An 11895-nucleotide genomic window follows, 5' to 3' on the forward strand; every position below is an offset into this window, starting at 1 on the left:
GAGAAGAGACACGCCTCATCGGCCCTGCTGGGGACCGCTGTGGCATAAACCGTCTCCACGATTTCAGGGGATTGACACCGGCCGGCTGACGCCCGATCGACCAACGGCCAGGCCGACATGTGGTTGAGGCTGCCCGAACAAGACCGGTGGAGTTAACCGGAGATACGACGAGAAAGCCCGATTCCGCTATCTGGAGTCGGGCTTTCATCCTTCGGCTCGACCTCCGCCACAATGATCATGTGATCGACTATTACCGCGATTTCTTCGAGCGGCATCAGTGGCTGGAGGACGGACTCTCCTGGACCGTCGTACAACCCCTCAACGAAGAGATCACGGTGGACGATCTCCTGCGACGGCTGAACGGAGGCCGCGCCCCCGAGCAGCGCGTCATGGAGTGTCCCCGGGAAGAGGCCGGGGAGGAGGACCGCCCCGTCCTCCTCGTCTCCGAGGGAGAAGGAACCTGGGGCTTCCTCGAACTCGCCTACGGCTTCGGCCTGTCCGACCGCGTCCTCACCGCCCTCAGCACGGAGTCACGCGTGTGGATGGTGACCTGGCACTTCAACGGGGGATACACGATCCTCTACGCGGCCGGCGGCGAGATCAGGGCGCGGATGCGCGACTTCATCTTCACCGAACACAGGGTGGAGAACGGTGACCCGAGCATCCTGGCCGGCTTCCGCACCATGCTCGACGCTCTCGACCCGGAGGACTACCGCGGCAAACGCGGTGCGGCGTTCGCCTTCATCGAGGCGGCCACCGGCATGTGCCTGGACAGCGAGTTGCCGGATGTGGAGGACGCCCCCGTCGTCATCCTCGACAACCCTGCCGCCTGACCAGTTGTCGGCCAGCCTCCTCGCCACGGTGGCAGCCATCCACCCCGGAGACGTCCGCTGACCTTTCGCTGATTCCACTGACTTTTCGCTGATTCCACCCCCGGAACCCTCAACGGACACCACCCGCCCGGCCCTGAGCCAGGAGCAATCCCAGTCCTGGGCATGGACCTGCCGCTTCTACGCCTGTCATGCGTGCCGGTCCTTGGCATCGTCGGCGAAGGAGGAGGGGCCCCACCATGCGTACATCACCAACCACCGAGACGGGATCTTCGCTGCCGGCGACCTTCCTTGACGACGACCGGCCAGGGGCTGCCGCCCGCGCCCGTTCACCGACACTCCGACGCACTGCCGATCAAGGGTCTCAACACGCTCGCGGTCGATCGCCCACCCGTGTCGATCGAGGCGGCCAACGACCGGCTCGCCACCCGATCTCGGCCGACAGTCGCGGGTTCAGCCGCTGATCTTGCTCGTCCGCGAACAGCCGCCGTACGCCGTATCGCTGACGTAGGAGTTCGACGGCGGCGCGACCGGCTCGCGCAGGCCACGATGGAAGCTGTCGCTTAGCAGGTGGAGCACGCACGGTGTCGGCCGTCTGGCGTCTCCTTGATCGTCGGATCCGCCGTGCATGAGACACTCCAGCTCGCCTAGGATGTGTTGTTCATGACCTCCACGCGAACGCGCAAGCTTCGGAAGGATGCGGCGGAGAACGCTGAGCGACTGATCGCCGCAGCTGTGCGTGCGGGGCTGGCCGAGGGTAAGTTCGTTCCGCTGGAGCAGATCGCCGCTGAGGCGGGAGTCGGGATCGGGACGCTCTACCGTCGCTACCCGAACCGGGAGGCGCTGCTTGAGGCGATGGCGGTCCGCGCCTATCGTCTGATCTTGGCCGAGGCCGAGGACGCGCTGACGTCCGGCGATACCGGTCATGACTCGATCAGCCGGTTCCTCCATCAAACCTTCGCTCATCGAGACGAACTGGTGCTTCCACTCCACGGAGCGCCCATGACCGAGGGCACCGAGTCCGCGGAGCTGCGCGCACGCATGCAGCAAATCATGGGCGCCATCCTCGATCGCGGCCATCAGGACGGTTCGGTCCGCACGGATGTGAATGCGGGGACCGTGGTGCGTTTCGGGGCGATGCTCGCGCAGCCGATGTCGAACGTGCCCGGCTGGGCCGAGGCGGCCGCCGAGCTGCGCGCGGTGTTCCTGCGCGGCATCGCACCCGATCGCGGTTAGTTCGACGCGTCAGTTCCGGCGCGCGGAGCCCTGGCCGGATACCCATGCTGCGAAGGCGCGCACGTCGGGGACGAGGTGACGCGTGACGTCGAAGTCGGCCTGGTAGGCGGGGACGGTGGTGAACCACTGGAACATCGCGCGCATGTCCTCGTCATCACGGAGCACGTCGATCGGCAGCCCTTCGTACCGCGTCGGTCGGCCGAGCTCGGATGCGACCCGGTCGGCCACCTGAGCCATTGTGAGCTCATCGCCGGCGAGTTCGACCGCGTCACCGTCGATTACATCAGGGGCGATCAAGAGACGCGCGGCGGCGGCGCCGAGGTCGCGAACGGCGATCATCTGGAGCGGAACGTCACCTGCGACCGGCAGGCGAAGCACCAGTTCCCCACTCCCGCCGTCGGCGAGCTGCGGCGCCAGGTTTTCCATGAAGAACGTCGGGCGGACGAACTTCGCCGGTACGACCTCGCCAAGCCGCTGTTCGACCCGGTACTTGCTCTCGAAGTGCGGGATCCCCGTCGCTCGCTCCGCCCCGCCGACCGAGGAGTACACGACGTGCGGCACGCCCGCGCGTGCTGCGGCATCCGCGACGGTCACACCGCGGCGCGCCTCGCCCTCCGTGCCGTCTGCTCCCTCGAACGTCGTCATGAAGAACAGTGCCGCGACCTCGGTGAGTGCTCGCTGGAGCGATTCGCCGTCCTCCTGGTCGGCGACGACGACCTCCACGCCGCGGGCTCGGAGAGCACGTGCGCCCGCGGCTCCGGCGTCGCGAACCAGGGCGCGAACCGCTTGCTTCTGCGCGAGCAGAGCATCCACCACGCTGCCGCCCTGCTGTCCGGTCGCACCGATCACGGCGATGGGCTGCTGAAGATGAGCCATGAGTCATCCAATCTGAGTAGGTGACATTTAAAGCGGAGGAAATCCTCCGCTATTCCCACATGATGAGCGCATGCTCGTTGACGCGGACTCAGACGGTTACGCCGCCGCCACCCGACCTCACAACTCGTCCATCAAGCAGCGACCCGCGCGGGTCGCAGTCGTCTCCCGTCCGGAGGACATCGCGCCCGCGCTCGATGAGGTGGCTGCGCTTGCGCGGTCGTCGGGCACGCCACTCGAGATCGTGCCGCAGGCGACCGGCCACGGAGCCGGCGCGCCGGTGGGCGAGGGGGCGGTCCTCCTCGACACGTCGAGGCTCACCGACGTGTCGTTCGACCCCGAGTCGCGCGTCGCCGTGGTCGGGGCCGGCGCGACCTGGTCCGCGGTGAACGCCGCCGCCGAACAGCACGGCTTGCTCGGATTGGCCGGCTCAGCCCCGAGCGTGTCCGTGTCCGGTCACACCTTCGGCGGCGGTATCGGTTGGCTTGTCCGGCGCGATGGACTCGCCAGTGGAGCACTTCGTGCCGTCCGCTACGTCGACGGCGGCGGTCGCTCCCGCACCGCCGCGGACGACGCCACCGACGAGGTCGATCGAGCGGCGATTTGGGCCTTCCACGGAGCGGGGGAGTCGGGATCGCTCACACGCTGGAGTTCGACCTCGTCCCAGCGGCGGACCTCCATGCCGGAGCACTGCTGTGGCATGCCGACGCGCTACCGAAACTCGTCGAAGCGTGGTCGAGCACCATCGCAACAGTCGCCGGCAGCGTTTCCTCCAACATCGCGGTGCTCCACGTGCCGCCTCTGCCCCCGTTCCCGGAGGAACTACACGGGAAGGTCGCGGTTCATCTCGCGATCGCCGATCCTGACGGGCCCGTCGCGGCGACTCCGCTGCTCGACGCGACGCGGGCGGCAGCGGATCCTGTCTCTGACAGCTGGGGCCCAACCGACGCGGCGGGACTTGCTCGAATCCACCTCGATCCACCCACGGCGACCCCGGCCATCGGTGACGCGCGGTGGCTCGACGCATCGACCCCTGTCATCGCCGAAGCGCTCCTCTCGACAGCCGCGGCAGACGACGCCCCGATCGTGATGATGGAGATCCGCCACGCGGCGGGCGCACCGATCAGGCGCACCGGGGCCGTTGTGGCCCCGCCGGGCGACTTCGTCTACCACGCGGTCGCACCGCTCAACCTGTTCCCCCGTGAACGGATCGAAGCAGGGTTCGCTCGGGCACGAGCCGTGTGGTCGATCGCCGACGCCGGGCTCGTGGGTCGAGGGCGCGGCCGGCGTGCCGGATGCGCTGCCGGCGGATGTCCGGAAGCGGTCCGCGGCGATCTCCGACGCTGTAGACCCGGACGCCAGAATCCGCCGCTCGCGCCTGCTCGGATGATCCCGCGGCGCTCGTTGACCCGGCGACGGGGCCGGGGCGCGATCAGGCTCCGCCGCCATTGGGGCTCTGGCGTGCGGCGCTCTTCCGGCGCGGCTTCGCCGACCGGGGCGGGATGGAGCGCATGTGATCGCGGACGACGGTGAGGACACGAGCGAGGCTGTCGATGTCCGCGCGCGCGAGCGGTTCGAGGAAGAGTCGCCGCAGGACGTCGATGTGACCGGGGAACACCCTGGCGAGCACGTCCCGTCCCGCCTCGGTGATGGTCACCGTCACGCCCCGGTCGTCCTGCGCGGACGGGCTGCGGGCGACGAGTCCGGCCTCCTCCAGCAGGCCCACCTGGTAGGTCAGGCCGCTGCGGCTGTACACGACCCCGTCTGCCAGCTCGGTCATGCGCTGGCTGCCGTCCGCCGTGTCCCCGAGTCTGGCCAAGAGCTGGAACTGGACGTAGCTGAGGTCGCCGGCGTCGCGCAGCTGCTGCTCCACCGTGTGGCGCAGCAGGCTGCTCACCTCGATCAGCGCGAAGTACGCGCCGAGTTCGGCGGGATCGAGCGGCGAAGGGGACGCTTCTTCGGTCATGCCGCAATCATAGTTGCTTCGAGTTCGAAGCAGTGCTAGCTTCATTTCACCGAAGTGCTTCGAATCCGAAGCACTTCGACTCTCTCGAAGAAAGAAGTCCGTCATGAAGGCAGTGCGATTCCACGAGTACGGTGACGCCGATGTCCTGCGCTACGAGGACGTGGCGCTGCCTGTCCCCAGCGCCGGTGAGGTTCGCATCCGGGTCGCGGCGACGTCGTTCAACCCGGTCGACGCCGGTATCCGCAGCGGTGGTCTCCAGGGCCCGTTCCCGGTGACGCTCCCGCACACGCCTGGTATCGACGTCGCCGGAACGGTCGACGCGCTCGGTGACGGCGTCGATGCGGTGGCGGTCGGTGACGAGGTCGTCGGATTCCTCCCGATGATCGGTGACGGCGCAGCCGCTGAGTACGTCATCGCGCCCGCCGAGATCCTGGCGGCCGCACCTTCGAACGTGCCGCTCGCCGACGCGGCGGCCCTGCCACTGGTGGGCCTGACCGCATGGCAGGCGCTGTTCGAACTCGGTGAGCTCACCGCCGGGCAACGCGTGCTCATCACCGGCGCCGGAGGCGCTGTCGGTGCCTACGCGGTTCAGCTGGCGAAGAACGCCGGCGCGTACGTCATCGCCACGGCGAGCCCGCGCAGCGCGGACCGGGTCCGGGCCGCCGGTGCCGACGAGGTCCTCGACCACACCGCGACCGACGTGGTGGATGCGGTGACCCAGCCGGTCGACCTCTTGCTCAACCTCGCACCGATCGAGCCCTCGCAGCTCGCCGCCCAGGCCGCTCTCGTGCGGTCCGGCGGGACCGTGGTCAACACCACGGTGTGGATGCAGGCGCCGAGCGACGAAGCACGCCATGTGCGCGGGCTCAACGTCTTCGTCCGGAGCGACGCCAAGCAGCTCGCCGGCCTCGTGGAGGCGATCGACCGAGGCGAACTTCACATCGACATCAGCCGCCGTATCCAGCTCAAGGACCTCCCGGCCTTCCATGCGGAAGTCGCCGCCGGTGCCGTGTCCGGCAAGGTCGTCGTCCTTGCGCATACCCTGCCCACTCCGCTCGGGTGAGGCTGTGGCCGAGCGCGGCGCAGGCGTACCCAGCGGGGTAGGCCACGATGGCGGCGAAGTCCCACCGTGTGGTGGTGCGCCCCTCGCCGTCAACGGCCAGGACGACGCCGTCTGGTGAGAACGCCAGTCCGGCTGCCTTGTCGTCGCCGTCCAGGCGGGCACCGACGGCAGGAAAGGCGTGTGCCCCGGTCACGAGCTGATGCGGGGCACACGCGGGCCTGGGCCAAGTGCCGCACTGCCCGTACGGCGGATTCAAGATCGTAAGTGTATCCGTCCATCGCTTGTCCCGCGCCATGCTCCTCACCAACGTCGCGGAAGCCGCCGAACACCGCGCGCCGAAGCGGGCACGCGCGTTGTCAGCCGTAGAGAATGTGCCGCAGTGTCCGCGCCAGGTGCTCGGTGAGCTGCTCGGATGGCATGGAGGCGAGCGGTTCGGCACGGGCGATGTACCGGCTGAAGGTCACTCCGATCAGTTGCGAGCCCACGAGTGCCACGCGAGCGTCCAGGTCGGCTCCGGGGTCGCCCGACGCGTCGGGCGAGAGCACCGAGCGGTAGACGCGGACACTCCGCTCCTGCATCGCGGCCAGGAGGCGGGTTGCCGTTTGCTCGTCGGTCGCGGCGCTACGCATGAGGGCGACGAGCGAGTCGTTGGCGGCGTCGGTCTCCATGCGCTGGACGAACCCGTGGGCGATCCGCTCGGGCAGCGTCGCCGGGTCCCCGGCCGCCACTTGTTCCAGGTCACGGTTGCCCGGCATCGCGGCGAGGAAAAGCCGTTCCTTGGAGACGAAGTGGCGCGAGATCAGGCCGTGGGTGACATCGGCCCGGCGCGCGACCTCCCTGAGAGTGGTGCGGGCGTAACCACGCTCGGTGAAGGTGTGGCGGGCCGCCTCCAGGATGGCCGCTCGATGCCCCTCCGGGTCGCGGCGCCTGCGCCGTGGCTCCCCGGGTGATTCCTGCTCATTCATGGAGGCTCCCGCATGTCGTCACTGTACTACTGTAGCCTTAATGGCCAAGTGGCCATTAAGGACGACAAGGAGCCTGTCATGAGCATGAAACCGCCGGAGCCGGCGGCCGTCGCCGAGACCCGACTGCTGCACAAGATGCATCGGGCGGCGACCTCCCTGCTGGCCGACGCCGCACAGCGGGACAGCGCCCCGCTGCCCATGCTGGGCGAACTGCGCGACTTCCTGGTGGCGGCGCTGCGCCATCACCATGAGAGCGAGGACGACGAGCTGTGGCCGCAGTTGATCGCAGCCGACCCCGCGGCCGGCCCAGGCCTGACCGCACTCAACCGGGAACACGACGCCCTGGACTCCGGGCTGGACGCGCTCGCCGCCGCCCCTGTGCGCGACGATGCGGACCGGCCGGCACTGGCCGCGGCGGCGACCGCCGTGCGTGACCTGGTACACGAGCACCTCGATCACGAAGAGCCGGTGCTGTTCCCGGTGCTGGCGGCGCACATGTCCGATCTGGCCTGGGCCGCGTTCTCCCAGAAGGTGATCGCCTCGGCCCCGCCCGTGAACGCCCACCTCAACATCGGCTTCTTCGAGCAGGTGGGCACCCCCGCGGAACTCGCCGTGGTCACCGCGAACCTGCCGCAACCCGTGCTCCAACTCGTCCCGGTCATGCGCCAGCAGGCCCGAGCCACCCTGGACAGCCTTCGCGAAAGGACGGTCACCTCATGACCCGCACTGTCATCGTCGGCGGCACCGGCGGCCTGGGCAGCGTCATCGCCCAGCACTTCGCCGAACGCGGCGACGAGGTCGTCATCACCAGCAGGGACAAGGCACGGGCCGAGACCGTCGCCGCGCGGATCGGCCACGGCGCCCAAGGACTGGCCCTTGACCTCGCCCGGCCAGAGACGATCAGCACCTCCCTGGCCGGTGTGACGGACGTCGACAACCTCGTCATCACAGCGATCCCCGAGGGGGCGAACTCGCTGGCGCAGTTCAACATCACCCATGCCGTCACGGCTGTGACCGTGAAGCTCGTCGGATACGCCGAGACCGTCCGGGCATTGAGCGACCGGTTCAACCCCGGCGCCTCCGTCGTGCTCTTCGGCGGGCTCGCCAAGGAACGTCCATACCCCGGCTCGACCATCGTCACGACCTTCAACGCAGGAATCACCGGCCTCGTCAGAACCCTCGCGGTCGAGATCGCCCCGTACCGTGTCAACGCCCTGCACCCGGGGCTGATCGGCAACAGCCCAAAATGGCGCGATGTGCCCAACCCGCCGCATGCGGACCGGACGCCGATCGGACGCCTGGTCACGATGGCCGAGGTCGCCGACGCCACCGACTTCCTGCTCCGCAACACCGGCATCAACGCCCACGACCTGTACCTCGACGGTGGCCTGCTGGTGACCTGACCCGCACTGCGAGCAGGAGTGTCCGGAAGGTTTTGCCGACCTTTCCGGACCGGAATCGGGAATTCGGCCTTGGGCCATGGTCGACTGCCGGATGGTCGCGACCAAGCCTGAGGTGTGGGTCGTGTGTTGGAGTTGATCCCGGCTGGGAACGTGTTCACGTTCCCAGCCGGGTAACGGCGCATGTTGTCCCCGCCGGAGACGTTCGATGACATTGACGCGCCGGTCAATCGGCGTTCACCGGTGCCCGGGACCGGGTCTGTCAGGTTAACGGCTCTGGCACGAATCCGGTGGTGACAGAGCGTTGCCAAGAGAGCATGATCCGCTGTCGGAGTAGGGGGAAGCCGGCTTGGCCGTACATCCGGCGTTTCAGGAGCTGGACCTTGGTGTTGGCGCCTTCCATGGGGCCGTTGCCGCAGGGCAGGGTCAGCCCGGCGATGACGGCTTGTTTGTCCTCTTCCAGCGACCTCGGGGCCGGCGTCGCGGAGCTCGTCGACGAGTTTGGTCACCGCGGGGTCGGACGGGTACCGGGCGAGGGTGGATCGGAGCCCCATGACGACGTGGTGCCGGAACTCCACGGCGTCGGAGATCCCGTACGGCGTCGCGTCGGCGCGCGGCCCACGGGCCGGAACGGGCCACCACCCGTCCCATAACCCGCACTTCAGATCACCGTGTCGCAACACCCGGCCCGGAGCCGGCATCGCCATGCCCAGCGACGCGAACTCCGGCCTCCACCAGCGCCCTGACATCACCCGGGCCTTCCCGGGCCCCTGCTCCGCAGCTCCCAAACCAGGACGAACCCGATTCGGAAGCCCCTGAAACGACAAGATCCCGCCTGATCGCGATGATCAGACGGGATCCCGTCAACCTCAGTCCAGCCGTTTCAAGAACGGCCCCTGGTGGGGTGTTCACGAGTGGGTCTGACCTGTGATGGAACGGGCGCTTAAAGATCGCTTCCCGGAATGGGATAGATCGTTTCCCAGGATCAGCCGGTGCCGATCGTCGGCGAGAAGAGAAGAGGAAAAGGATCTTCGCTGCGCAGCCCGACCAACATGGGAGCACCAGGGGCGCCGCGCAGGCGACAGCACACATGGTCATGGAGTTCTCGTGCCGGCGTCAGGCGCGCATCGCGGTACCGCGATCGACGCCACCCATCCCCTCCGGAACCATCACCAACCAGCGTGAAGTCAGAAGTTCAACGACCGGTGATCAAGAGCGCGGCCCGTTTCTGCCGTATTCCGGAGGCATCCGTATGGAGACGATGGAGGGCGTCAGGAGGCCGCGAGTCACGAGGCGGCCGGGAACGCTCCGTAGTCGGCGGACCTGGTCGCGGTGATGGTCTCACCGTGCGCGACGCCTGTCGCGGTGACGGTGGCCACGCCTGCGGGGACGGAGGTCAGCCGCGTGTTGATCGACGCTCTCACGGTCTTGCCGGGGACCACGTTCCTGAACGTCTTGTCGCCGTAGACGGTGGCGATCGCCACGTCCACCGGGAAGGTGTTGTCGTTCGTCGCCGCCACCGACAAGTGCACCTTCCCGCCGCGCGTGCGTGACGTGACCGCTGCCGTCACGTCGAGCGCCGTGACGTCCGCGAAGCGCACCGTGTACTCCAGTTCGGTGCCGAACGGCAGGAGCAGCATGTGCTGGCGCCGGGAGGCGTCCTTGAAGTACGTCTGCGTCTTCGGCACCACCCGAGCCGTCAGCGTCGCGTTCCACTCGATGACCATGTCCGTGCGACCACGCCGGACGCGCAGTCCCGTGCCCTCGCCCGTGACGTCGACACCCGGCGTCCACTCCGTCTCCACCGGACCGAGCAGCGTCAGACGATCGTCGCCGCGCAGCACGAGAGGCATGCGCTCCGTCGAGTGCTGGAGCGCGGTGACCTTGACGCGAAGGGCATCGGCGCGGAGATCGACGTCCTTCGTGAGTCGACCGTCCGGCGTCGTGTAGCGGATGCCGAGATGCTCGGCTGAGCTCACCTCGTCGAGCGCAAGTTCATCGTTTTGGGCCGGATCGCCCCGGAAGTATCGGGCGAGCAGGTTCCCATTGGAGTCGATGCTGGTGAACTGGGCGGAACGATGCGTGCCCCAGCACCCTTCCACGGAGTTGTTCGTACTGTAGAGCAGCATGCCGGCATCCGGGTGCCAGAGGAAACTCAGCCCGCTCTGGACCCGGGATGTGGCACGGATGCCGAACAGGCCCCCGAAGTAGTAGGGGGGCTTTCGGACGAAGAGGAACTGCTGCCCGCGCGGATCGGTCCGGAACTCCACGAAGCTGTCGGAGGTCAGGTAGGGCATGGTGCTGATCGCGGCATCCTTGTCAGCACGGGTGGGGAATTTCTCGGGGTAGGTGGAGAGGCGCACCACCTGCGGATCGACCTGGCCTGCCGGCGGCTGCGGCACCGGTTCGGTCGACGCCGCCCATTCCGCCCTCAGCGCCGCCTTGTCCTCCTGAGCCGTCGTGAAGGCCGCCGAGACGGGGATGCTGGGCGTCCACAGGGAGTTGATGTCCGCCTTGTAGCTGTCGTCCTTCACGTCATCGAGGATGTGGAGAGAGGTGCGCGATGACGTCGCGACGTTGCAGAACCAGCCGGCGCCGTCGGGTTCACGCACGAAGTTGTACCGGATCCACTCGTAGTACGTCTCCTGCATCCGCTTCACGACGGGCGAGCCGGTGGTCTCGTAGAGCGCCGCCAGGTCGGGCGTCATGACACCGAGCGAGTACCCCAGGTCGTTCCCGTTCTGCTCGTAGAAATAGCCGACGGGGCTCAGTCCGTCCCGGGCGAGCACGTCGATCCGCTCGTTGAGACGGGTGGCCAGGGTGGGATCGCCGAGCAACGGCAGTGCTTCCGCGATCCCCAGAAGGCCCCCTGCGACCTGATTGGTGTACGGGATCGGGTTCGACCAGACCAGCGGGTTGGCCGGGTCCAGAAACCAGTCCGCGGCCTTGCGGAGGGCGGCGATGATCTTGCTCTGGGTCTCGGGCAGTGCGCCGGTGCGTTGGAGCTCCACGAGCGTGACGGTGAGGAAGCCGAGCGCGAAGCCCGTCGCGGGTCGTGACAGCTCTCCGGCGGAGTACTCCGGCCAGCAGCCCTGCGGCTTCTGCAGCTTGAGGTAGTGGCCGATGGCGGCGTCCAGGCGCGCCAGCAGCGCGGGGTCACCGGCATAGGGGTTCCAGCTCCGGGCGTTCGCGTGGAACCACGACAGGGTGAAGACGTTCTCCTGCACCCGGGCGTTGAACGGTTCGGCCGGCGACCGCCAGAACCCGCCCCTCATGAACCCGTACGTGTTCGGGTCCTCATCCTCCACCCCGTTCGCCAAGGGCGCGAGCACGGCCAGATACGGAGCCAGTCGTTGCTCGGCCGCGGCGAAGAGACCGCGGTCGGGGGCACCGGGTGGCAACGCGGTGACATCGGCCAGCGGACCGCCGATCTCGGATGTCGCGGCGAGCGCGGGCCTTGCCGTGTTCAGCGCCAGGGTGAACACCGCTGTTCCCGTGGCCATGCCGATGAGGGCCTGCCGACGGGAGAGGGACAGACGAAACACTGAGGGAACGGACTGAT

General features: G+C 68.1%; 12 protein-coding genes. 6 read left to right on the top strand and 6 right to left on the bottom strand.

The features are described 5' to 3' along the window. The first annotated feature begins 239 nt into the window (after positions 1 to 239). Complete coding sequence (locus ACTOQ2_RS36445; protein ID WP_440105432.1) at positions 240 to 833, top strand: hypothetical protein; 594 nt, start codon at positions 240 to 242, stop codon at positions 831 to 833. Between the two features lie 450 nt (positions 834 to 1283). Here ACTOQ2_RS36445 and ACTOQ2_RS36450 read toward each other — a convergent pair whose 3' ends face one another. Continuing rightward, a complete protein-coding gene (locus ACTOQ2_RS36450) occupies positions 1284 to 1409 on the bottom strand; it encodes a hypothetical protein (protein ID WP_440105434.1) in 126 nt (41 codons plus the stop codon). A gap of 84 nt (positions 1410 to 1493) precedes the next feature. Here ACTOQ2_RS36450 and ACTOQ2_RS36455 point away from each other — a divergent pair, with 84 nt between their 5' ends. Beyond that, positions 1494 to 2066: a TetR/AcrR family transcriptional regulator gene (locus ACTOQ2_RS36455; protein WP_440105436.1), complete on the top strand. Its 573-nt coding sequence runs from the start codon at positions 1494 to 1496 to the stop codon at positions 2064 to 2066. A gap of 9 nt (positions 2067 to 2075) precedes the next feature. Here ACTOQ2_RS36455 and ACTOQ2_RS36460 read toward each other — a convergent pair whose 3' ends face one another. After that, complete coding sequence (locus tag ACTOQ2_RS36460; protein ID WP_440105438.1) at positions 2076 to 2942, bottom strand: NmrA/HSCARG family protein; 867 nt, start codon at positions 2940 to 2942, stop codon at positions 2076 to 2078. A gap of 70 nt (positions 2943 to 3012) precedes the next feature. On the opposite strand from ACTOQ2_RS36460, the gene ACTOQ2_RS36465 reads away from it, so the two are divergent. Beyond that, complete coding sequence (locus ACTOQ2_RS36465; protein WP_440105440.1) at positions 3013 to 4029, top strand: FAD-binding oxidoreductase; 1017 nt, start codon at positions 3013 to 3015, stop codon at positions 4027 to 4029. A 342-nt stretch (positions 4030 to 4371) separates the two neighbouring features. Here the strand turns inward: ACTOQ2_RS36465 and ACTOQ2_RS36470 are convergent, their stop codons facing one another. Then, positions 4372 to 4905: a MarR family winged helix-turn-helix transcriptional regulator gene (locus tag ACTOQ2_RS36470; protein WP_440105442.1), complete on the bottom strand. Its 534-nt coding sequence runs from the start codon at positions 4903 to 4905 to the stop codon at positions 4372 to 4374. Between the two features lie 103 nt (positions 4906 to 5008). On the opposite strand from ACTOQ2_RS36470, the gene ACTOQ2_RS36475 reads away from it, so the two are divergent. Beyond that, positions 5009 to 5968: an NADP-dependent oxidoreductase gene (locus tag ACTOQ2_RS36475; RefSeq protein ID WP_440105444.1), complete on the top strand. Its 960-nt coding sequence runs from the start codon at positions 5009 to 5011 to the stop codon at positions 5966 to 5968. Positions 5969 to 6324: 356 nt separating this feature from the next. On the opposite strand, the gene ACTOQ2_RS36480 is transcribed toward ACTOQ2_RS36475, so the two are convergent. Then, positions 6325 to 6933, bottom strand: a complete 609-nt coding sequence (locus tag ACTOQ2_RS36480; protein WP_440105446.1) for a TetR/AcrR family transcriptional regulator — start codon at positions 6931 to 6933, stop codon at positions 6325 to 6327. Positions 6934 to 7011: 78 nt separating this feature from the next. Here ACTOQ2_RS36480 and ACTOQ2_RS36485 point away from each other — a divergent pair, with 78 nt between their 5' ends. Together ACTOQ2_RS36485 and ACTOQ2_RS36490 are read left to right on the top strand one after the other, a co-directional pair. Continuing rightward, a complete protein-coding gene (locus ACTOQ2_RS36485; protein ID WP_440072511.1) occupies positions 7012 to 7653 on the top strand; it encodes a hemerythrin domain-containing protein in 642 nt (213 codons plus the stop codon). Next, positions 7650 to 8336 carry an SDR family oxidoreductase gene (locus tag ACTOQ2_RS36490; RefSeq protein WP_440072509.1) on the top strand — a complete coding sequence of 229 codons (687 nt, stop codon included), beginning with the start codon at positions 7650 to 7652 and terminating at the stop codon, positions 8334 to 8336. Before ACTOQ2_RS36485 ends, ACTOQ2_RS36490 begins: the two co-directional genes overlap by 4 nt. 259 nt (positions 8337 to 8595) lie before the next feature. Here the strand turns inward: ACTOQ2_RS36490 and ACTOQ2_RS36495 are convergent, their stop codons facing one another. Together ACTOQ2_RS36495 and ACTOQ2_RS36500 are read right to left on the bottom strand one after the other, a co-directional pair. Then, positions 8596 to 8796 carry a hypothetical protein gene (locus ACTOQ2_RS36495; RefSeq protein WP_440105555.1) on the bottom strand — a complete coding sequence of 67 codons (201 nt, stop codon included), beginning with the start codon at positions 8794 to 8796 and terminating at the stop codon, positions 8596 to 8598. 823 nt (positions 8797 to 9619) lie between these two features. Beyond that, a complete protein-coding gene (locus tag ACTOQ2_RS36500; RefSeq protein WP_440105448.1) occupies positions 9620 to 11836 on the bottom strand; it encodes a hypothetical protein in 2217 nt (738 codons plus the stop codon). Positions 11837 to 11895: the final 59 nt, after the last annotated feature.

Origin of the sequence: Streptosporangium sp. H16 (genome assembly GCF_051918855.1) — a bacterium.
GTDB lineage: Bacteria > Actinomycetota > Actinomycetes > Streptosporangiales > Streptosporangiaceae > Streptosporangium.